Origin of the sequence: Mesorhizobium sp. B2-2-4 (assembly GCF_006442375.1) — a bacterium.
Taxonomy (GTDB): Bacteria; Pseudomonadota; Alphaproteobacteria; order Rhizobiales; family Rhizobiaceae; genus Mesorhizobium.
This window is the reverse complement of record NZ_VFWB01000006.1, coordinates 325,896-347,155: the sequence shown is the minus strand read 5'-3', so window position 1 is coordinate 347,155 and position 21,260 is coordinate 325,896. Positions and strand designations below refer to the sequence as shown.

17 protein-coding genes are annotated in these 21,260 nt (G+C 64.1%); 8 read left to right on the top strand and 9 right to left on the bottom strand.

Features of this window, described 5'->3' with window-relative positions; translation table 11 throughout:
- The first annotated feature begins 135 nt into the window (after positions 1-135).
- From FJ959_RS17695 to FJ959_RS17685, 3 genes are all read left to right on the top strand, one after another.
- Positions 136-921: a TSUP family transporter gene (locus tag FJ959_RS17695; RefSeq protein ID WP_140517245.1), complete on the top strand. Its 786-nt coding sequence runs from the start codon at positions 136-138 to the stop codon at positions 919-921.
- A gap of 310 nt (positions 922-1,231) precedes the next feature.
- A complete protein-coding gene (locus FJ959_RS17690; RefSeq protein WP_140631117.1) occupies positions 1,232-2,071 on the top strand; it encodes an AraC family transcriptional regulator in 840 nt (279 codons plus the stop codon).
- Positions 2,072-2,156: 85 nt separating this feature from the next.
- Entirely contained in the window at positions 2,157-2,579 is a 423-nt protein-coding gene (locus FJ959_RS17685; RefSeq protein WP_140555065.1) for a VOC family protein, read from the top strand.
- Here the strand turns inward: FJ959_RS17685 and FJ959_RS17680 are convergent, their stop codons facing one another.
- Both FJ959_RS17680 and FJ959_RS17675 read right to left on the bottom strand, forming a co-directional pair.
- A complete protein-coding gene (locus FJ959_RS17680) occupies positions 2,580-4,055 on the bottom strand; it encodes a cobyric acid synthase (RefSeq protein WP_140631115.1) in 1,476 nt (491 codons plus the stop codon).
- A gap of 3 nt (positions 4,056-4,058) precedes the next feature.
- Entirely contained in the window at positions 4,059-4,673 is a 615-nt protein-coding gene (locus tag FJ959_RS17675) for a dimethylsulfonioproprionate lyase family protein (protein WP_140517255.1), read from the bottom strand.
- Positions 4,674-4,817: 144 nt separating this feature from the next.
- Between FJ959_RS17675 and FJ959_RS17670 the strand changes: the two genes are divergently transcribed.
- Both FJ959_RS17670 and mmsB read left to right on the top strand, forming a co-directional pair.
- A complete protein-coding gene (locus tag FJ959_RS17670) occupies positions 4,818-5,984 on the top strand; it encodes an isobutyryl-CoA dehydrogenase (protein ID WP_140564135.1) in 1,167 nt (388 codons plus the stop codon).
- A gap of 26 nt (positions 5,985-6,010) precedes the next feature.
- A complete protein-coding gene (gene mmsB / locus FJ959_RS17665) occupies positions 6,011-6,895 on the top strand; it encodes a 3-hydroxyisobutyrate dehydrogenase (RefSeq protein WP_140631112.1) in 885 nt (294 codons plus the stop codon).
- A 271-nt stretch (positions 6,896-7,166) separates the two neighbouring features.
- Here mmsB and FJ959_RS17660 read toward each other — a convergent pair whose 3' ends face one another.
- The 7 genes from FJ959_RS17660 to FJ959_RS17630 form a co-directional block, all read right to left on the bottom strand.
- A complete protein-coding gene (locus tag FJ959_RS17660) occupies positions 7,167-7,811 on the bottom strand; it encodes a cytochrome c oxidase assembly factor Coa1 family protein (RefSeq protein ID WP_140564137.1) in 645 nt (214 codons plus the stop codon).
- 136 nt (positions 7,812-7,947) lie between these two features.
- A complete protein-coding gene (locus FJ959_RS17655) occupies positions 7,948-9,327 on the bottom strand; it encodes an aspartate aminotransferase family protein (RefSeq protein WP_140559631.1) in 1,380 nt (459 codons plus the stop codon).
- Positions 9,328-9,376: 49 nt separating this feature from the next.
- Positions 9,377-9,517: a capsid protein gene (locus tag FJ959_RS17650; protein ID WP_140495676.1), complete on the bottom strand. Its 141-nt coding sequence runs from the start codon at positions 9,515-9,517 to the stop codon at positions 9,377-9,379.
- Positions 9,518-9,584: 67 nt separating this feature from the next.
- Positions 9,585-11,645 (bottom strand): prolyl oligopeptidase family protein, encoded by a 2,061-nt coding sequence (locus FJ959_RS17645; RefSeq protein WP_140559630.1) that lies wholly within the window; start codon positions 11,643-11,645, stop codon positions 9,585-9,587.
- A gap of 104 nt (positions 11,646-11,749) precedes the next feature.
- Positions 11,750-12,910, bottom strand: coding sequence for an MFS transporter (locus tag FJ959_RS17640; protein WP_140631110.1), 1,161 nt, complete (start codon positions 12,908-12,910; stop codon positions 11,750-11,752).
- A 94-nt stretch (positions 12,911-13,004) separates the two neighbouring features.
- A complete protein-coding gene (locus tag FJ959_RS17635) occupies positions 13,005-14,180 on the bottom strand; it encodes an MFS transporter (protein ID WP_140631107.1) in 1,176 nt (391 codons plus the stop codon).
- 165 nt (positions 14,181-14,345) lie between these two features.
- Entirely contained in the window at positions 14,346-16,235 is a 1,890-nt protein-coding gene (locus FJ959_RS17630) for a phospholipase D-like domain-containing protein (RefSeq protein WP_140631105.1), read from the bottom strand.
- 216 nt (positions 16,236-16,451) lie between these two features.
- On the opposite strand from FJ959_RS17630, the gene FJ959_RS17625 reads away from it, so the two are divergent.
- From FJ959_RS17625 to FJ959_RS17615, 3 genes are all read left to right on the top strand, one after another.
- Entirely contained in the window at positions 16,452-18,029 is a 1,578-nt protein-coding gene (locus tag FJ959_RS17625; protein WP_140521093.1) for a trimethylamine methyltransferase family protein, read from the top strand.
- Between the two features lie 164 nt (positions 18,030-18,193).
- Positions 18,194-18,679, top strand: a complete 486-nt coding sequence (locus FJ959_RS17620) for a DUF559 domain-containing protein (RefSeq protein WP_140559626.1) — start codon at positions 18,194-18,196, stop codon at positions 18,677-18,679.
- Complete coding sequence (locus tag FJ959_RS17615; protein ID WP_140631103.1) at positions 18,676-21,258, top strand: FAD-dependent oxidoreductase; 2,583 nt, start codon at positions 18,676-18,678, stop codon at positions 21,256-21,258. The genes FJ959_RS17620 and FJ959_RS17615 overlap by 4 nt, the downstream gene beginning before the upstream one ends.
- The last annotated feature ends 2 nt before the right edge of the window (positions 21,259-21,260 follow it).

The window sequence follows — 21,260 nt, the reverse complement described above, 5'->3', positions numbered from 1 at the left end:
GCGGTTTTGGGATAATGACAGCACAACGCGAAATCCAGGCGCGACGCGCTTGGATAGAAGTAGCGTGAAATCGGTCTTGCGCAAACGGGGTGTTCGTGATCGAAGCCGGAGCATCTCTGGCTTGATTTCTCCCTGATGATCGACTTCACCTTAGAATCCGTCGCCATGCTCGCCTTCGCCGGTTTTGCCGCGGGCTTTGTCGACTCGATTGCCGGCGGCGGTGGGCTGATCACTATTCCCGCACTGCTGCTGGCCGGCTTCTCGCCGGTCGAGGCGCTGGGAACCAACAAGCTGCAGGGCATGTTCGGCTCGGGATCTGCGACCATCCACTATGCCGCGAAAGGCCATGTCGACCTTCGCCGGCAACTGCCTTCTGCGCTGCTGGCGCTTGCCGGCGGTGCCGTCGGCGCCTTGCTGGCAACGGTCGTGCCCGGCGATCTGCTGCGGGCGCTTCTGCCGCTGGTGCTGATCGCCATCGCGCTCTATTTCGCTCTGAAGCCCAACATGACCGACGTTGACCGCGCCGAACGTATGACGCCCTTCCTGTTCGGGATAACGCTGGTGCCGGCCATCGGCTTTTACGACGGCCTGTTCGGGCCGGGTGCCGGGTCCTTCTACATGCTGGCCTTCGTCGCGCTTGCCGGCTACGGCGTACTCAAGGCGACGGCCCACACCAAGCTGCTCAACTTCGCCTCCAATATCGGCGGCTTCGTCGTCTTCGCCGCGGTCGGTGTCATCTCCTGGAAGATCGGCCTGATGATGGGCGTCGCCCAGTTCCTCGGCGCCCGCCTCGGCGCCAGCCTGGCCATGCGCATCGGCGCCAGGCTGATCAAGCCGCTGCTTGTCATCGTCTGCGTCGCTCTGGCGGCGAAGCTCCTGGCCGACCCGGCGAACCCCCTGCGCGTCCTGATTGGTGTGTGACCCGCGCGCCTGATGGAATGCCGCTGTTCGAATCATGTCGAGGAGAGGACCCGCACATGAATCTCAGCGCACCTACCGAGATTGTTTTCATCATCTCCCTTGTCATCGCCTCATCGGCATTCTCGCCGCCCTCGGCCTCTTTCGTTCATCCACTCGCGTCGGTGTGGATCGTGCCCATTGCTTACCTCGTGCGTGCCGGCGGCTGCCTGATGCGCGGCGCGCCTGACATTCAAATCTCAGGCAATTCGGAGCGCCCGGCCAAAAGCCGGGCGCTTTTGATTCGGGTCCGGGCTCTGCTAGAGTCCTGTCGATGCCAATCGAGATGCCATGCCAGCAGGAACAGGACCGGTCAGTCCCCGGGCGGTTCGAGATGCGGCGGCGCCTTCCCAGCCCTGCCCTCGCGGGCATTGTGTCAGACATTTGCGGTTATCGCGAAACGGCGCCCGGCCATTACCGCAATGTCGAATATGCCTTCCTTACCGTGCCTCTGGTCATCAGCTTCGCCGAACCTTTCGCCATCGGCCTTGGCAAGCCGCCCAGCGACAATGATCGCTTCGCCAGTTTCGCCGCCGGCCTCTATGCCGGACCCGTGATGATCGAATCCTTCGGCGGCGCCTGCTGCGTCCAGGTCAATTTCACCCCACTTGGCGCACGCCGGTTCTTTGACCAGCCGATGAGCGGGTTGACCGACCGCATGGTCAGCCTGGACGATGTGCTCGGCATCGAAGGCGTCGCCTTGCGCGAGCGGCTTGGCAACGCGGCGGACTGGAGCAAACGTTTTGCCCTTGTCGAGATGTTCGTCGCCGCCCGGCTGGCCGATGCGCCGGAAACGCAGGCCGGGGTTGCCTGGGCCTATGACAGGATCCTCGCCTCCGGCGGCCGCGTGCGCGTCTCGTCACTGGCCGACAGGCTGGGCTGGAGCCGCAAGCATCTGGCGGGGAAATTCGCGGACGCGACCGGCATCGGCCCGAAAACGCTGTCGCGCATCGTCCGCTTCAACCGTGCGCTTGGCCTGTCGAGGCAGCAAGCTGGCGATTGGGCCGACATCGCGGCCGATTGCGGCTATGCCGACCAGGCGCATCTGGTGCGTGAGTTCCGCGACCTTGCCGGCGAGACACCGACCGCGATCGAGGGTTCGGCACAGGCCTGAAGCCTCGGGTAACATTTCTTCAAGACGCCGGAACGGCTGTCGCTCAGACTGGGTTCATCGACCAGCCTGAATGAAGGAGGTTACCATGCCCGCATCACCTGAAGCCCCTCGCCTCTACCCCGCCTTGCGTTACAGGAACGCGGCAAAAATGATTGACTGGCTGTGCGAAGCCTTCGGCTTCAGCATCCGTGCCCGCTACGGCGAAGGCGATGTCGTGCATCACGCCGAACTGGTCTTCGGCTCCTCGATGATCATGCTCGGCAGCGCGCGCGACGATGACTACGGCAAGATGGTCGGCGAACCCGGCACAGGCGGCGGCAAGTCGATCTACATCGCCGTCAACGACGCAGACGCCGCCTACGCCAAGGCGAAGAGGGCAGGCGCCACGATCCTCCAGGAATTGACCGACCGCGACTATGGCAGCCGCGAATTCATCTGCCGCGACCCAGAGGAGAATGTCTGGTCCTTTGGCACCTACTGGCCGAAGGCAGGCGAAATGGCCAACTAGCTACCGCGCCAGCGAAAAGATCGCGTCGCAGTCGAGATGGCTCTCCAACTGGGCCGCGACCTCGTCGAGAGCCCTCTCGACCTCGGCGCGATAGTCGATGCCGCCGCCCTTGACGCCGAGGCTTTCGAGGAACCTCCCTCGAAAGGCGTCGGCGCCAAACAGGCCGTGCATGTAGGTTCCGACCACCTTGCCATCCGCCGAGACCGCACCGTCCTCGGCGCCATTGATGATCGCCGACGGCCGCAGCATGTCCGGGCCGGTGGTGCGGCCGAGATGGATCTCGTAGCCTTCGAGCGGCAGATCGAACGGCACCGAGCGGGCGCTGACGTTGCGCACCGTCTTTTCCGGTTCCATCACTGTTTCGATGTCGAGCAGGCCAAGCCCTTCCGCTTCGGTGACGCTGCCCTCGATGCCGTCGGGATCGCGCACGATGCGGCCAAGCATCTGGAAGCCGCCGCAAATGCCGACGACATGGCCGCCGCGCCTGCGATGGGCGAGAAGATCACGGTCCCAGCCATTTTCGCGAAATTTCAGCAGATCCCCGATCGTCGACTTCGAGCCGGGAATGACCACCAGTCCCGCATCCTGCGGCAACGGCTTTCCAGGCGGCACGAACACCACTTCCACCTGCGGCTCGGCCTTGAGCGGGTCGAGATCGTCGAAATTGGCGATGCGGCCAAGCATCGGCACCGCCACCTTCAGCGCACGCGCCTCCCCGGAGGCAAGCCGCTCCAGCACCACCGAATCCTCCGAGGGCAGCCGGGCAGCGGCCTTCAGCCACGGCACGACGCCGAAGCAGCGCCAGCCGGTGAACGCTTCGATCGCGTTGATGCCGTCGTCGAACAGCGACACGTCGCCACGGAACTTGTTGATGAGATAGCCGACGATCATGCGCCGGTCTTCCTCCGGCAGGATCAGATGCGTGCCCGCGACCGAGGCGATGACGCCGCCGCGGTCGATGTCGCCGACCAGCACGACAGGCACATCGGCACGCGTCGCAAAGCCCATATTGGCGATGTCGCGGCTTCTGAGATTGATCTCGGCCGGTGAGCCCGCGCCCTCGACGATGACGAGATCGGCGCCCTCGCCGACCTTGCCCCAGGAGTCCAGCACCGCGTCCATCAGCCGGCCCTTCAGCGCCTGGTAGTCGCGCGCCCGCGCCTCGCCGAACACCTTGCCTTGCACGATGACCTGCGCACCGACATCGGTCTGCGGCTTGAGCAGCACGGGGTTCATGTGAACCGATGGCGGCACGCCGCAGGCGATCGCCTGCAGCCATTGCGCGCGGCCGATCTCGCCGCCGCCAGCCCTGTTGTCGCCGGGAATATCGGCGACAGCGGCATTGTTCGACATGTTCTGCGGCTTGAACGGACGCACCTTCAGCCCACGCTTTTTTGCGGCGCGGCACAGCCCGGCGACCAGCACGGTCTTGCCGACATCCGAACCCGTGCCTTGCAGCATAATGGCTTTAGCCATGGCTCAGCCCCTGCCCTGCGTCGCGGTCCCGGTGATCGTGGATTTCTGCGCCAGCGGCCCGCCGCGCCAGATATAGAGCGCCAGCAACGGCTCCTTGCCGGTGCGCATGGCGTGATTGACCTTAGAAGCGTGGTGGATGACCTCGCCGGCCTCTCGCTTGTGAAAGCTGTCCTCGCCCATGCGCCACTCGGTGCCGCCGGTCAGCGGGATATAGATCTCCTCGGCGACATGATGGTGGTCGGGATAGACGATATCAGGCCCAAGGATTAGCACGCCGGCGGCGACCTCGTCGTTGGCGAAGTGGCCGCGGGTGCCGAATACTTCGAGCCAGCCATAATTGTCGATGAACGCCTTGCCGAAATCCGACTCGCCGTAGGTCTGGCCCCAGCGCAATTCGCCGCGCTCCTGCGCCAGAAATTGCACCAGCTGCTTGGTCCGCGCCGGCGTCAATTCGGCGGCGCGATCGAGATGGCGCAGGCAGCCGAGTGGGTGCGGTTCAAGCTCGCGGGCGGGCATATCCCACCCTATGCGCGCCACCGCATCCTGCACCAGGAAGTCATCCACGGAAGCGAGATAGGCGTGGAACCGCTCTAGCAGCTCATCGAATTTTGTCGTCACATCTTGCTCCGGGCATGCATTGACGCACAGCCGCTCCGCGGCGGCTCGGGTTGCGCGGCGGCATCATTGGTCTAGATTGGTGCGCGCGCAAAGCCAAAAACGACAGGCCAGCGAGCCAGCTGGCCAGCATATAGGGAGCACGCCATGGACGCCGCGGTCGATGCGAGCACCAGTCAGTTCGAACTCAACGAGGACCAGCGCGCCATCCAGGAGATGGCTCAGGCCTTCGCCGCCGATCGCGTCGCGCCGAATGCGCTAGACTGGGACCGCAACAAGCATTTCCCCGCCGACGTGATCCGCGAGACTGGCCCGCTGGGCCTCGGCGGCATCTATGTCAGGGACGATGTCGGCGGCTCCGCGCTCGGCCGGCTCGACGCCGTGCTGATCTTCGAAGCGCTGTCCCACGCCGACCCGGCCTTTTCTTCCTTCATCTCGATCCACAATATGGTGGCCTCGATGATCGACCGTTTCGGCGACGACGGCCAGCGCCAGCGCTTCCTGCCGAAGCTCACCTCCATGGAATGGCTGGCGAGCTATTGCCTGACCGAGCCGGGTTCCGGCTCCGACGCTGCCGCATTGAAGACGCGGGCGGTGAAGAGCGGCGGCGACTACGTGCTGAACGGCGCCAAGCAGTTCATCTCCGGCGCCGGCGACAGCGATATCTATGCCGTCATGGTGCGCACCGGCGCCGAGGGACCGAAAGGCATTTCCACCATCGTCGTGCCGAAAGATGCGCCGGGACTCTCCTTCGGCGCCAATGAGCACAAGATGGGCTGGCATATGCAGTCGACCCGCCAGGTCATTTTCGAGGATTGCAAGGTGCCGGCCGAAAACCTTTTGTCAGGCGAAGGCGCCGGCTTCGGCATCGCCATGGCCGGACTCGATGGCGGCCGGCTGAACATTGCCGCCTGTTCGGTTGGCGGGGCCCAGTCGGCGCTCGACAAGGCGCTGTCCTACACGGCCGAGCGCAAGGCATTCGGCTCCAGGATCAACCAGTTCCAGGCGCTGCAGTTCCGGCTGGCCGATATGGAAACCGAGTTGCAGGCGGCGCGCATCTTTCTTTATGCCGCCGCTTCCAAGCTCGACCGCAAGGCACCGGATGCCTCGAAATGGTCGGCAATGGCCAAGCGCTTCGTCACCGACACCGGTTTCAACGTCGCCAACGATGCGCTGCAGCTGCTCGGCGGCTACGGTTACCTGCACGATTACGGCATCGAGAAACTGGTGCGCGACCTGCGTGTGCATCAGATCCTCGAAGGCACCAACGAGATCATGCGCGTCATCATCGCCCGCGCGTTGATCGGTCGCTGAAGCGTGCAAACTCCGGGAGAGACACAATGACCACAATCGCCTTCATCGGCCTTGGGAATATGGGCAATCCAATGGCGGCGAACCTGGTCAAAGCGGGGTATGCCGTGCACGGCTACGACCTAGTGTCCGAAAACCTCACCGTCGCCAAAGAACATGGCGTTACGATCATGGCCAATGCCTTGACCGCAGTGAAAGATGCGGATGTTGTCATTACCATGCTGCCCGCCGGCAAGCATGTCCTGTCGGTCTACGAAGAGATCGCGTCCAAGGCAAAGAAGGGCGCGCTTTTCATCGATTCCTCGACCATCGATGTCGAGTCGGCGCGCAAGGCGCATGCCATTGCCGCAAGGCACCGCCTGCTGTCGGTCGATGCGCCGGTCTCGGGCGGCACCGGCGGTGCCGCCGCCGGCACCCTGACTTTCATGGCCGGCGGCTCGGACGATGCCTTCGCCGCCGCCGAGCCGATCCTGAAGCCCATGGCCGGGCGCATCGTCCATTGCGGCGGCGACGGCGCCGGCCAGGCGGCCAAAATCTGCAACAACATGATTCTCGGCATTTCGATGATCGGCGTCGCCGAGGCCTTCGTGCTGGCCGAAAAGCTCGGCCTGGCGCACCAGGCCCTGTTCGACGTTGCCTCGACCTCTTCAGGCCAGTGCTGGTCACTGACCACCTATTGCCCGGTGCCCGGCCCGGTGCCGACCTCGCCCGCCAACCGCGACTACAAGCCCGGCTTCGCCGCCGCGCTCATGCTGAAGGATTTGAAGCTGTCGCAGGAAGCCGCGCAAGCCGCGGGCGCGGTGACACCGCTTGGCGCCGAAGCGACACAGCTCTACGGCCTGTTCAACGCGCAAGGGAACGCCGGCGCCGATTTTTCCGGGATCATAAATTTTCTGCGCGGCGTCAATCAATAAGCGATTGATAAAGCTCGTCTTTCTTTCGTACGCCCCGCCGGAGAACCGCAAAATTTAGGTTTGCTTAAGCTCTCGATAACTCCGCGGTAACGATGTCCCTATAAAACGGACTGCGAGGCGGATATCGCGTCCGCCCGGCGCTCCGGATCAGGTCTCGCGTGCCGGAGCCCGTAAGTTTCGCCAAGTGTTTGCGTAGCGAAACGCCAAGCGTATCTGGCAAAGCCGCGTTCCCGGTGGGGCGCGGTTTTTGCGTTCCAGGATCCGACATCCCTCATATTCCGATTGCCGCGTTCGGGATCGGCACGTGATCTTCATTGGTCAGCACGATCGGGGCATCGGCGCCATCGACCCGGACCACGAGCAGGCGCATGCTCCACGTGCCTGCATTGCGAACAAGATGCGAAAACACCGTGCCCTTTCCCTTGGTGCCGTGGATGGGAATGCTGAACTGCGCGTCACCCGTCCCGTTTGCGTTGACGTTGAGATGGCCGCCGACCCAGAAATTGGCGGTCACGTCGTCGCCGATGGCGGCTTTCACCCGGGTATCGGCGCGGATGACCTCCATGGTCATGCGATAGGCGTCACTGTTCTTGATCATGAAAGGGATGCCGCCGACCATCGTCGCGCAGCCTCCGATACTGAGCACCCAGACGGCAAGACCGGCGATCGCCCAGTTGCGCTGCGTTCTGCGGAACTGCTCGGCATCGCGCCACGCCCGGTTCCGCCATGCCCAGCGGCTGCCGCGCGCGCCGAGCACGAAGATCATGACGATGTTGACGATCGGGATCAGCGCCAGCAGGGCGATGAAGGTGGAGTTGCCGATGCCCCAGATCCAGTTGAGGAAGAAGGCGCCCCAATTCCAGCGATCGAGCTCAGCCGGGATTTCGGCGGGCTGGTTGAGCGGTTGTCCGGCCATCGCGTCCCCCGTCGGCAAAACTGCCTTGGCGGGTTGTAACCGATAGCGCCGGCGACCGGAACCCTCGGTGCGCCTGGTATCGGCATTGGGTCATCGACGGCCGGGCGTCTCGATCACGAACGCCCGGCCATTTCTTTTACCGTTTGCGCAGATCCGCTTGCGCCAGGTCGAGCGCCTTGCCGATACGCTCGCAGGCCATATCAATCGTGTCGCGGGTCCAGATCAGCGGCGGTGATAGGATCATCGTGTCGCCGGTGGCGCGCAGCATCATGCCGTTGGCGATCGCATGGTCGCGCACGGTCACCGCGGCACTTCCAGCCGGCAGGAACCGCTCCTTGGTCGCCTTGTCCTTGACGATCTCGATCGCACCCATCAGCCCGATCGAACGCACCTCGCCGACCAGCTCGTGCCCGGCGATGCGCTCTTGCAGCGCCTTGGCGAAATAGGGCCCGGTGTCGCTCCTGACGCGGTCGACCAGACCCTCCCGCTCCATGATCTCCAGGTTCTTCAGCGCCACGGCGCAAGCCACGGGGTGGCCGGAATAGGTATAACCGTGATTGAACTCGCCGCCCTTCTCGATCAGCGTCGAGGCAATGCGATCGCCGACCAGCAGCGCCGACAGCGGCTGGTAGCCCGACGTCAGCGCCTTGGCGGTGGTGATGGTGTCGGCCTGGATGCCAAGCGTCTGCGCGGCAAACCATTCGCCCGTGCGGCCATAGCCGGTGATGACCTCGTCCAGCATCAGCAGCACATCGTATTTGCGGCAGATGCGCTGTACCTCGGGCCAATAGCTTGCCGGCGGTATCTTCACGCCGCCAGCTCCCATCACCGGCTCGCCAATGAAGGCGGCGACCTTGTCGGCGCCGGCTTCGAGGATGGCGTCCTCGACCGCCTTTGCCGCGCGCAGGCCGAAATCATGATCGCTCTCGCCCGGCAGCGACAGCTCATAGGCGTACGGCGTCATCACATGGACGATGTTGGGCACCTCTCCGTTGAGCTGCTTGTGCATGGCGTCCATGCCGCCGAGCGACGTGCCGGCGATGGTCGAGCCGTGATAGGCCATCTTGCGCGAGATGACGCGGTTCTTCTGCGGCTTGCCTTCGAGCACCCAATAGTGGCGCACGAGCCTGAGCGCAGTGTCGTTGGCTTCCGAGCCGGACGAGCCATAGAACACCTGGTTGACATTCTTCGGCGCGATCTCCGCCAGCTTCTTCGACAGAAGCACAGGCGTCGGCGTCGAGCATTTGAAGAAGGAATTGTAGTAAGGCAGCTCCTTCATCTGCGCATAGGCAGCCTCGGCGAGCTCGTCGCGGCCATAGCCGATATTGACGCACCACAGCCCCGCCATGCCGTCGAGCAGTTCCGTCCCTTCGGAATCGTAGATGAAGGGACCGTTGGCGTGGGTGATGATGCGCGATCCGGCCTCGCGCAATTCCCTATGGTCGGTGAACGGATGCAGATGATGCGCGGCGTCGATCTGCTGAAGCTGCTTCAGCGAATAATTTTGATAGGTCATGGATCTGATCTTCCTCTGGAACCAATCCGGCTGCGCCGGGGCGGATTCTTCAGAGGATAGCGGGTGGCGAATAGCCTATGCGGGCGCAAAGCCGCAAAAGCTCGGCGCGCAACGTGCGCAGCGACGGCGTCACCGCGCCCCCAAATGCCCGAACCCCGAAAAGGCCGGCCAATGTCACCACGGGAGCCATGAAGGCACCTTAGAGCAAAGAAGGTTCGAGGTGAACCACCCTTCGCTCCGGTCCGAAGGCTTTCGGTTCAGCCCTTCCCGCCCAGCGTCCTCTGCAGGAAAACGTACTTCATCGCGGCCTGTGCCGCCTGCGGCCGGCGGTCGCCGCGGCCGCCATGGCCGCCCTCGGTCTCTTCGAAGAAGAGCGTCCCGGCGTGGCCGGCCTCCTGCAGGCGGGCGGCCATCTTGCGCGCATGGCCGGGATGCACCCGGTCGTCGGCGGTCGAGGTGGTGAGCAGCACCGGCGGATAGGCACCGGCCTCGACATGCTGGTAAGGCGAGTAGGCGGCCAGCCAGGTCGCATCTTCCGGCTTCGACGGATCGCCATATTCGGCCATCCACGACGCGCCGGGCGGCAATTCGGTGTAGCGCAGCATGTCGAGCAGCGGCACCTCGATGATCACGGCGCCGAACAGCTCCGGATGCTGCGTCAACGAGACGCCCGTCAGCAGGCCGCCATTCGAGCCGCCCTGGATGCCGAGCGAGGCAGCTGTCGCAATGCCGCGCCTGACGACATCCTGCGCGACCGCCGCGAAATCGTCGAAAGCGTTCTGCCGGTTGCCCTTGAGCGCTGCCTGGTGCCAGGCCGGGCCGAACTCGCCCCCGCCGCGGATGCAGGCCTGCACATAGGCATTGCCCTTCTCCAGCCACAGCCTGCCGCGCACGCCGGCATAGCCAGGCAGCAAAGGCACTTCGAAGCCGCCATAGCCGTAGAGCAGCGTCGGCACCGGGCCCTTCTGGTCACGCCGCCTGACGACGAAATAGGGAATCATCGTGCCGTCCTTCGAGCGCGCCTCGAACTGTTCCGAGACGAGCTGCGAAGCATCGAATCGCGACGGCTGCGACTTCACTGTGGCGAGCGTCTCGCCATTGTCGTCGGACCAGATGATCGAGCTCGGCGTCAGGAAATCGGTGAAAGAGAAGGAGACGCTGGCGCCGAAATGTTCGGCATGGCTGATGCCTACCGTGCCGTTTTCCGGCAATGCGACCGGTTTCAGCGACCAGGCGCCTTCCCTGCGTTCGCAGGCCACAACCTTGCCGCGCACATTGTCCATCAGACTGATGAACAGGTGGTCCTGCGTCCTGGCGAGAGCGGCGATGGACACGCGATGCGCCGGCGCGAGCAAGGTCTCGATGGCGCCGAAACTGCCGGTCTCGATCCAATGAGCGAAATCGAACGAATAGAGCCCGTCCGGCCGGCAGGCCGTTCCATCCGGCGCCGTCCAAGGCGTACGCACGCCAAACACCATCTGGTCCTTGAAGAGCGCCGTGTCGGTAACGTCGTCAGGCAACGGAATGCGTCTGTTTTCACCTGACGGGAGACGCAGGAAACTGTGCGATGCAAAGAAGTTGAGCGTCCGCGTTAGAAACAAATGCCGCTTCTCGCCATCGAACTCCAGGCCGGCGCCGACGGCGAGGTCTTCCTTCTGCGCTTCGAAGATCGGCGTCGCGTCTTCAAGGTCCGTGCCGCGCGTCCACAATTTGACGACGCGCGGGTAGCCGGATTCGGTCTTGTCGGCCTCTTCGAAGGCTGCCGAGACGATCACCGTATCCTTGTCGAGCCAGCCGAAGCCGGACTTGGAAGCGGGCGCGCGAAAACCGTCCTCGACGAACGATTTGGCGGCGATGTCGAATTCGCGCATCTCGCTGGCGTCGCCGCCATCAGGCGACATCGAAACCAGGCAGCGGTTGAAATCGGGGTAGAGCCGGTTGGCGCCGCCGAACACCCACTTCACTCCCTCCTTCGCCGCGAGCTGGTCGAAGTCGATGATGGTTTCCCAGTCCGGTCTGTCGGTCTTGTAGGAAGCCACCGTCGTGCGGCGCCACAGGCCCAACACATTGGTCTTGTCCTGCCAGAAATTATACACATAGCCGTTGAGCGCGGAGCCGACGGCGATGTTGTCCTCGGCGGTCATCAGATCGAGCGCGGTTTCGAACGACGCCTGGTAGGACGGATCGCCCTGCAATTGCCCCACCGTGACTTCGTTCTGGCGATGTACCCAGTCGAGCGCCTCCTTGCTCGTCCTTTCCTCCAGCCAAAGAAAGGGATCATCGGTCGCCAAGCCAGGCTTTGTCGTCGAAATGGTCATGGGGGTCTCCGGGAAATCGGGGGGCGGCCCTGCCTACATCGCGTCAAAGGGCGCCGGATTCAAGGTGTTGAAGCCGCGTCATCGCGGCAGATCGCTTCAGGCCGTCACACGATCCGCCGCCGGATGACGGTCGCAGCCGCCAGCGCCAGGCAGATCGCGCCGAGCGTCACCGGCAGGCCGCTCGCGCCGATCCCGTCCATCACGCCGCCCGCAAGCGGCGGGACGAGGATGCCGCCGACGCCCCACATCAGGGAGAAAGCGGCATTGCCGGCAATTAGCGCCGAGCCGCCGAAACGCTCGCCGAGTTCGATGATCGCCATCGTATAAATGCCGTAGGACACCGCGCCCCAGACGAAGATCATCGGCCAAACCAGCGGCGTTTCGATCAACAGCGGCAGCAGCAGACAGCCGAGCAGCGTCAGCACCAGGCAGATGAACCGCACCAGGCGCGCCGTCAGCCGCTCGGCCAGCAGGCCGAGCGGCACCTGCATGGCGATGTTGCCGGCGATCATCGTCGACAACAGCGCCGACATGCGGTTCTCGGCGATGCCATAATGCGTGCCGTAGACGGGCAGCAGCGCCAGCACCGCCTGCTCGAAGCCGGCAGCCACGATTACTGCCGACAAAAGCAGCCAGGCGAGCGGCATGAAGCCCATCACCGAAAGCCGATGCCCGGCTTCGTCGACCTTAGGCAGGCGCCCGACCACCAGGGCGAGGCACCCGCCGCAGAAGATGAAAGCGGAAATGCCGACCAGGAATGGCGGCCAGCCCTCCGTACCGACGGCCAGCAGGCAAAGCGGCCCGGCGGCGAAGCCGGCCGAGATGATCGTGGAATAGACGCCCATGATGCGGCCGCGCCGGGCCGGCGGCGCCAGCGCGATCACCCAGATTTCGCTTAAGACATAGAGCGGATTGGTCACCGCGCCGATCAGGAACCGCAGCGGAAACCAGAGATAGACGTTCTGTGTCCAGCCGATCAGCGCCAGCACGACCGCCGAAAGCGCCGCGCAGGTCAGCGCCGTGCGCCCTGCCCCGAACCGCCGCGCCAGTGACGGGATGAGCGGCGACGAGACGATGAAGCCAATCGGCGTCATCGCCGCCGACAGGCCGATCATGACAGGCGAAACGCCCTGCCGCTGCAGGATGAAGCTCAAGAGCGGATAGGACAGTCCCTGCGCGATGGCGAACACCGACACGGTTGCGATCACACCGGTGATCGCTGCCCACTGCATCGTATCGTCGCGCTTCGGTTCCACCCGGTCCATGATCCACATCGCCTCTCGGCTGCAGGCTTAGCGTTTCGACCCGACAGCCGTAAGCCCCAAAGCCCGAACCCACGCTTGTTCCGGCCAAACCCTGTCAGGAGCCTCTGCGGCTGGCCGATCTGTAGAGCACGAAGGCGACCAGCAGCGCGTCCAGGCCGACGATCACCGCCGGCAATCCCAAAGGCCCGATCGCCTGCATCAGCAGACCGGCGCTGGGCGGACCGACAATGCCGCCAACGCCCCACAACAAGGCGAAAGCGGCGTTGCCGGTGACCAGCAGCGAGCCCTTGAACCGGCTGCCGAGTTCCACCAACGCCATCGTGTAGACGCCATAGCCGACCGCTCCCATCACCAGCAGCACCGCCCAGATCAGCGGCGTCGTGATCAGCAGCGGCAGCAGAAGCGCGCAAACGGTGGTCGCCACCGCACAGGCCAGGATCATGGGGCGGCCGCCGAAGCGTTCGGCGAGCAGGCCGAGCGGGATCTGCAGCAGGATATTGCCCAGGGATAACGCCATCACCAGAGCGGCGAGCACGGCTTCCGGCAAGCCATAGCCGGCGCCGAAGACCGGAACCAGCGCATAGGTGCTTTGCTGGACCGCTGCCGAGACCAGCACCGCCAGCAGCAGCGCCGGCGCCAGCCGGGCAAAACCGATAAAGCTGCCGGCTGGCTGGCCGTCATCCTCGAAACCGGTGAGCTTTGAGGAGACAAGGCGCAGAATAACGGCGCAGAGCACGAAACCACCAATGCCGACGCTGAAGGGAGCCCAGCCGGACGTGCCGAGCAGGGTCAGTGTGAAAGGCCCGGCCGCGTAGCCGGCCCCCATCAGCGTGTTGAACACGCCCATCACCCGGCCGCGCCGCGCCGGCGGCGCCAGCGACAGCGCCCACACCTCGCCGAGGATATAGAGCGGGTTGATGACCACGCCGATGAGGAAACGGAGGAGGAACCACGCCACCCAGTCCTGCAGATAGCCGATGCCCAGGAAGCACAGCGCACCGATCAGCGAGCAGCCGACGGCGAGCGTGCGGGCGCCGACCAGCCGCACGGCGGCGGGCACGAACGAGGCAGACAGGATCAAGCCAACCGGCATCATCGCCGCCGACAGGCCGATCAGGCCCGGCGACATGCCTTGCTTCTGCATCAGCAGCGTGAACAGCGGCGAGCTCAGCCCTTGCGCGGCGCCGAACATCGCCAGCGCTGCGGTGACGCCGGCGAGCGCTGCCCACTGCGTTGCCGCTTCGCCTTGGCTCGAGCCGGTCGCGACCATGCTGCCGTTCCCTGAGTGAATCGCCGACCTGCGGATCGGCAAGCCATCAGCTACCGGTTCGATCCCGGGAAAGGAAGGGCCGGACAGCGAAATCCGCCTGCGCCAACGGCCGGCGCCGTGCACCGGAAGGCTCGCGTCAAAAGCCGTCAGCACCTGCCGGCAGCACTATGGAAAATACCGTGCGATCGCGCCTTTCCTGCCTTGCGCGTAAGGCTTCAGCCACTTGTCGTCGATGGAGAGCCCATCGTCATCCGAAGGGCCTTTGCCGATGGTCCTGCGCCAGGCGCGGAACTTGTAGTGGTCGAACACGTCGAGCATATGCACGGCATAGGCCGCGGCGAAGGTCTTGTCGCCTTCGACGATCACCATGTTCTCGTCATTCTCGTAGGAAGCCTTATAACCGAGATTGTGGCTGCCGGTGACGACCGTTGCGTTGTCCTCCATCGGATCGATGATGACGATCTTGTCGTGCACGATGGCATGGCCGACGGTCAGCACCTCCGCCTGGAAATCGCGGGCGATCGTGGCGCCGGTCAGGTTCGCCGCCCGCACGATGGAAACGTTCGGCGCCTCCCAGACCTTCTCCGGATAGACGAAGGGCGACTTGCCGTCCCTGTTTGATTTATGGGTGACCGGATCCTTGGTCGGCGCGACATAATTGGGCATGGCGGTCTCATCGCTGATTGCCCCTTGCACGATCAGCTTCGGATCGGCCCTTGCCGCCGCCACCGCCTGGTCGACGATCGAATTGTCGCCGAGCCGCGAAGGATTGAACACCAGGAACAGCACGGCGCGCTTGGCTGCCTTGATGCGGACGAAGAGGTCCTCGAGATCGACCGGCCGCACCGAGATGTCCTTCTTGTTGCGCTCGGGATCATTGGGCGAGAACCACACCGTCATGCCGTCCAGCGCCGCCGTGGCGCCGTTGAGCGGGTTTGGCCTGTGGTTTTCCCTGCGAAACGGCACGCCTTGCGTCTGCGCGACATGGCCGGCGGCGCTTTCCGTGGCCGGCGGCGGGAACAGGTCGGCCTTCATGCGCTGCCAGTAGGCGTCGAATATCTCGGCCATCGCCGGGTCGTCGCGGATGAAGGCGTTGTTGGATTGCCCGCAAATGCCCGTCGAGGTCCAGTTGGTGCTGCCCGTCATCACCGATTGTGGCTTGCCCTGGGCATCGCGATAGACGGCGAACTTGTTGTGGCCGATATGGTTGTTGTTGAACAGGCGATCCGTCACCGCGACGCCTGCGTCGTGCAGCCGCTTCCTGTAAGGCGCGTTGCCAGCGTCCCAGGCCTTCGTCTGGTCATCCCTGCCCGAGTTGGAAAGAATGACCTCCACGACATCCTTGGCGGCAATGATTGCGTCGCACAGTTCGTCGTCGCCAAGCTCGTAGAGCGCAAGCCTGACCGTGCCGCCCTCGGCCTTGGCCCGCTTCAGCAGGCTGGTCAGCACATCAGGCACGTCGCCATGCAGGTAGGCGCGTATCTTGCTGGTCGGATCCTGCAGCACAGCCCTGATCTTGTCGCGCTGCCCGACCTTGATGCCGGCCTCGGCCAGCGCGCGCGACATCCATTGCGTCGACAGCACGCCATTCGTGAAGGCGACGCGCGCCTTGCCGAACATCTGGCCGAGGAAGATCGGCGGACTGACCGCGCCCCGGCCGAGATAGCCCAGCGGCCGCGCTGGACCGGTATAGGTCTTTTCCGGGCGCACCGGCACGGGATCGAGCCCGGCCTTCATGTCGCCGACCGGACGCACCCGGTAGGCTATCATTTGGCCGTCTGGCCTGACATCCAGGCTGTCGCGGCGCCGCCGGACAGTGAGATCGCGCCAGAATGTCTTCTGCACCGGCCAGACGCCGGTATCCTGGGGGATCCAATCCTTGTTGCGCTGTCCCTTGAAGGGCACCCAGGAAGCCAGGCAACGCTCCTCGCCGGTGTCGGGATAGAGGCGAACGATCTCGAAGCCCAGGCAGCCCGGGATCATCCCGTCGAGGTCCCAGGAGAGGAACGCGACTTCGTTGTTGGTGGCGGCACGCACTTTGACGACGTCAGGCATGGCTCTCCCTCCGGAGATATTCGACGCACAAGTTTATCAGAAGCAAAAGACGATACTGCAACGAATGGCGCCCCCTTATCCGCGGGCCCGCCTCGGGACCACGCAGCTGCCGTTCCGGCATGTCGCTTCCCTCGCTCTAGTGGTCGCCGCCTCCGCAATGGCCGGACAGCCGCCGGTCCATTATGCCGCCCACTTTCGCATCGTACGAGGCCCCTCATGACCGCCGCCCTTCAACCCGCCGAACCGGCATTGGCAACCGATCGTGCCCGCCGCGGCGGCCGCGCCGGAAAACGCGCAGGCGGCTCGGCCGCGTTCGAGCAGCCGCCGTTCCGCCAGCTGAAAATCCCGCTCCAGCCGACCAAGCTGGTTTCCGACGACGAGCTGGAATCGATCCACCTGGCCTCGCTGCGGGTGCTGAAGGAGATCGGTGTCGACGTCCTGCATGACGAAGCCCGCCGCATCATGAAGGAACATGGCGCCGACGTGCGCGAAGGTAGCGAGCGCGTGCGCTTCGACAGCGACATGATCCTCGATCTGGTGTCGCACTGCCCACCTGAATTCACTATCCATGCCCGCAACCCCGCGCACAATGTGCGCTTCGGCGGCGACAACCTAATCATCTCGATGATGGCCTCGGCGCCCAATTGCTCGGACATCGATCGTGGCCGCCGGCCCGGCAACCAGCAGGATTATCGCAATTTCCTGCGCCTGGCGCAGATGCACAACATACTGAACTGCACGGGCGGCTATCCGGTCGAGCCGATCGACATCCATCCCTCCGTCCGCCACCTCGAATGCATCCGCGACCTCGCCACGCTGACCGACAAGGTGTTCCACATCTATTCGCTCGGCAAGGAACGAAATGTCGACGGCATCGAGATCACCCGCATCGCGCGCGGCATCAGCCACGAGCAGTTGCTCGAAGAACCGTCCGTCTTCACCATCATCAACACCAATTCGCCGCTCAAACTCGACGTGCCGATGATGGAAGGCATCATCCAGATGTCGAGCAAGGGCCAGGTCGTCATCGTCACGCCGTTCACCCTGTCGGGCGCCATGGCGCCGGTGACCATTGCCGGCGCGCTGGTGCAGCAGAACGCCGAGGCGCTGTCCGGCATCGCGTTTGCCCAGATGGTTCGGAAGGGCGCGCCGGTCGGTTATGGCGGCTTCACCTCCAACGTCGACATGAAGTCCGGCGCGCCCGCCTTCGGCACGCCCGAATATATGAAGGCGCAGCTCGTCGGCGGCCAGCTCGCCCGCCGCTACAACATCCCCTACCGCACCTCCAACACTTGCGCCGCCAACACGGTAGACGCGCAGGCCGCCTATGAAAGCGTGTTCTCGCTGTGGGGCGCCATCCAGGGCGGCGGCAATCTGATGATGCACGCCGCCGGCTGGCTCGAAGGCGGCCTGCGCTGCTCCTACGAGAAGACCATCCTCGACATCGACCTGTTGCAGATGGTGGCGGAATTCTTAACCCCGCTCGACCTGTCCGAACAGGCGCTTGGCTTCGACGCCATCCAGTCGGTCGGCCCCGGTGGCCACTTCTTCGGCACACAGCACACGCAGGATCGCTACAAGACCGCCTTCTACTCGCCGATCCTGTCCGACTGGCGCAATTTCGAGACCTGGGCCGAAGCCGGCTCGCCGACGGCGCTCGAAAAGGCCAACAAGGTATGGAAGGAGCGGCTGGCCTCCTATGACGAGCCCTACATGGACCCGGCGATCCGCGAAGAGCTCAACGCCTTCGTCCAGAAACGCCGCGCCGAAGGCGGCGCGCCGACCGATTTTTGATCGTCTGCGTTGTTGATGAACTGATCACGCGTATGGATTCGATGAACGGTCGACCCCCACTCCGTCGAGCTGCGCTCGACACCTCTCCCCCGATCGACGGGGAAGAGGAAGGGCGCGGACTTGGCCGGGCTGGCTCCCTTCCTCTCCCTCCGGAGGGGGGAGAGGTGGCGCTGCGAAGCAGCGACGGAGTGGGGGAAGCCGCTCGTAAAACCCGCAGTCGCCGAAAGTCAGTTACAACCCAGAGAGCCAGGAAACTCAGGCAAGGCAACAATCAGGCCGAAGCACTGCTTTGGCTCGAGCTGAAAACCCGCAAACTTGGTAGCTACAAGTTCACGCGACAGTTCTCTATCGGACCATATTACGCCGACTTCTGTTGCCGCGAAAAATGGCTGATCGTCGAGCTCGACGGCTCACAGCACGCCGACAGTTCCTACGACCGCCGCCGTGACGATTTCATGCGCGCCCAAGGCTACTCGATCCTGCGCCTCTGGAGCTATGAAGTCCTGAAACACCGTACTCCCGTGTGCGAAACCATCCTCGCCGCGCTCGACGACAGGCTGGTCGAAAACATCGCTGCATCCGACCTCCGCTTTGTTTTCATACCGCACTCACCCGATTCAATCTCTTCAAAAACGGACTTAGCTTCATGAAATCCCATGTAAAAGCGGTTGTCATCGGCGGCGGCGTCGTCGGCTGCTCGGTGCTCTATCACCTGGCAAAGGCCGGCTGGACAGACATCATGCTGATCGAGCGCTCGGAGCTCACCTCCGGCTCGTCCTGGCACGCGGCGGGCGGCTTCCATACGCTCAACGGCGATCCCAACGTCGCCAAGCTGCAGGCCTACACCGTGCAGCTCTATAAGGAGATCGAGGAGCTTTCCGGCCAGTCCTGTTCGCTGCACCTGACCGGCGGCGTGATGATGGCCGACTCGCCCGAGCGCATGGACTTCCTGCGGCTTGCCCATGCCAAGGGCCGCTATCTCGGCATGGATACCGAGCTGATCACGCCATCCGAGGCCAAGGCGATGTTCCCGCTGATGGACGAGACGAATTTCGTCGGCGCCATGTGGGATCCGGTCGAAGGCCATCTGGATCCGTCCGGCACGACGATTGCGTACTCGAAAGCGGCGAAGAAACTCGGCGCCGAGATCGTGCTGCGCAACCGCGTCGTCGAACTGACGCAGCAGGTCGACGGCACCTGGAACGTCATCACCGAACAAGGCACGGTTCACGCCGAGCATGTCGTCAACTGCGGCGGCCTGTGGGCGCGCGAGATCGGCCGCATGGTCGGCCTCGAGCTGCCGGTGCTCGCCATGGAGCATATGTATCTCTTGACCGAGCCCATGCCGGAGGTCGAGGAATTCAACAAATCGACCGGCCGCGAGATGATCGGCGTGATGGATTTCAAGGGCGAGATCTACACCCGCCAGGAGCGCAACGGCATCCTGCTCGGCACTTACGAAAAGGCGTGCAAGCCGTGGTCGCCGGTCAACACGCCCTGGGATTTCGGCCACGAGCTGTTGCAGCCCGACCTCGACCGCATCGCGCCGTCGCTGGAGGTCGGCTTCAAGCATTTCCCCGGCATCGAGAAGGCCGGCATCAAGCAGATCATCAACGGTCCCTTCACTTTCGCATTGGATGGCAATCCCCTGGTCGGCCCGGTGCAGGGCCTGACCAACTTCTGGTGCGCCTGCGCCGTCATGGCCGGCTTCAGCCAGGGCGGCGGTGTCGGCCTGGCGCTGTCCAACTGGATGGTGCATGGCGATCCCGGCTTCGACGTCTGGGGCATGGACGTCGCCCGCTTCGGCGAATGGGCCAGCCTGCGCTACACCAACGCCAAGGTGCGCGAGAACTATTCGCGCCGGTTCTCGATCCGCTTCCCCAACGAGGAACTGCCGGCAGCGCGCCCGGCGCAGACGACGCCGCTTTATGACACCATGCTCGCCAACAACGCCGTCATGGGCGACTCCTGGGGCCTTGAAACGCCGCTGTGGTTCGCGCCGAAGGGCAAGGAGCCGAAGGATATCGTGTCCTTCCACCGCTCCAACGATTTTGGGCCGATCGGCGAGGAAGTGCGCGCCACGCGCGAGCGCGTCGGCGTCACCGAAATCGCCAACTTCGCCAAATACGAGGTCTCCGGACCGGGGGCGGAGGATTTCCTCAACCGGCTGATGACCAACCGCATGCCGAAGGCCGGCCGCATCGTGCTGACCCCGATGATCAACGAATTCGGCAAGCTGATCGGCGACTTCACCATCGCCAAGGCCGCGGAAGACCGCTTCATGATCTGGGGCTCGTCGGCCGCGCAGAAATATCACATGCGCTGGTTCGAAAAGCACCTGCCGAAGGATGGTCCAAGCGCGTCAGAGGTACGCATCCACCGCTTCGACCAGACGCTTGTCGGCCTGTCGATTGCCGGACCGAAGTCGCGGGACCTCCTGCAGAAGCTGGTCGATGTCGACATCTCGACCAAGGCCTTCCGCTTCATGGATTTCCGCGAAATGGCGGTCGGCGGCGCCCCCTGCATGGTCAACCGCATTACCTATACCGGCGACCTCGGCTACGAGATCTGGATGGCGCCAGCCTATCAGCGCCTGGTTTACAAGGCGATCAAGGACGCAGGCGAAGAATTCGGGCTGGTCGATTTCGGCATGCGCGCCCTGCTCTCGATGCGCCTGGAAAAGAACTTCCCGACCTGGTTCCGCGAATTGCGGCCGATCTACGGACCGTTCGAAGGCTCGATGGACCGCTTCATCAAGCTGGAGAAGAACGACTTCATCGGCCGCGACGCGGCCGCCAGGGAACGGGCTGAAGGACCGAAGCTGCGCCGCGTGTCCTTCATCGTCGAGGCGGCCGACGCCGATGTGATGGGTGACGAGCCGATCTGGGCCAAGGTCGGCAAGGACTATGGCACGGTGGAAAAGCCGCATGGCTTTGGCGCGCCGCGTTTCGATGCAGCCGGCAAGGAAGTTCGGGGCTCCAAGGCGGCGCAAGGCGCGTCCGCTGTGCGCGGCATCGTCGACGGCGACTGGCGCGTGGTCGGTTGGGTTACCTCCGGCGGCTATGCCCACTATATCCAGAAGTCGATGGCGCAGGGCTACGTGCCGGCGGCGCTGGCCGAGGATGAAAGTGCCGGCCTGTTCGAGATCGAAATCCTCGGCCATCGCCGTCCGGCCCGCATCAATGTCGAGGCGCCGTTCGACCCGAGCGGCGAGAAGATGCGGAGCTGAGG

Bases quoted from the DNA above. Each gene is read 5' to 3' on its own strand.
- FJ959_RS17695 (WP_140517245.1), top strand. From the start codon at position 136: ATGATCGACTTCACCTTAGAATCCGTCGCCATGCTCGCCTTCGCCGGT.
- FJ959_RS17690 (WP_140631117.1), top strand. From the start codon at position 1,232: ATGCCAATCGAGATGCCATGCCAGCAGGAACAGGACCGGTCAGTCCCC.
- FJ959_RS17685 (WP_140555065.1), top strand. From the start codon at position 2,157: ATGCCCGCATCACCTGAAGCCCCTCGCCTCTACCCCGCCTTGCGTTAC.
- FJ959_RS17680 (WP_140631115.1), bottom strand. From the start codon at position 4,055: ATGGCTAAAGCCATTATGCTGCAAGGCACGGGTTCGGATGTCGGCAAG.
- FJ959_RS17670 (WP_140564135.1), top strand. From the start codon at position 4,818: ATGGACGCCGCGGTCGATGCGAGCACCAGTCAGTTCGAACTCAACGAG.
- mmsB (WP_140631112.1), top strand. From the start codon at position 6,011: ATGACCACAATCGCCTTCATCGGCCTTGGGAATATGGGCAATCCAATG.
- FJ959_RS17660 (WP_140564137.1), bottom strand. From the start codon at position 7,811: ATGGCCGGACAACCGCTCAACCAGCCCGCCGAAATCCCGGCTGAGCTC.
- FJ959_RS17655 (WP_140559631.1), bottom strand. From the start codon at position 9,327: ATGACCTATCAAAATTATTCGCTGAAGCAGCTTCAGCAGATCGACGCC.
- FJ959_RS17650 (WP_140495676.1), bottom strand. From the start codon at position 9,517: ATGGCTCCCGTGGTGACATTGGCCGGCCTTTTCGGGGTTCGGGCATTT.
- FJ959_RS17645 (WP_140559630.1), bottom strand. From the start codon at position 11,645: ATGACCATTTCGACGACAAAGCCTGGCTTGGCGACCGATGATCCCTTT.
- FJ959_RS17640 (WP_140631110.1), bottom strand. From the start codon at position 12,910: ATGGACCGGGTGGAACCGAAGCGCGACGATACGATGCAGTGGGCAGCG.
- FJ959_RS17635 (WP_140631107.1), bottom strand. From the start codon at position 14,180: ATGGTCGCGACCGGCTCGAGCCAAGGCGAAGCGGCAACGCAGTGGGCA.
- FJ959_RS17630 (WP_140631105.1), bottom strand. From the start codon at position 16,235: ATGCCTGACGTCGTCAAAGTGCGTGCCGCCACCAACAACGAAGTCGCG.
- FJ959_RS17625 (WP_140521093.1), top strand. From the start codon at position 16,452: ATGACCGCCGCCCTTCAACCCGCCGAACCGGCATTGGCAACCGATCGT.
- FJ959_RS17615 (WP_140631103.1), top strand. From the start codon at position 18,676: ATGAAATCCCATGTAAAAGCGGTTGTCATCGGCGGCGGCGTCGTCGGC.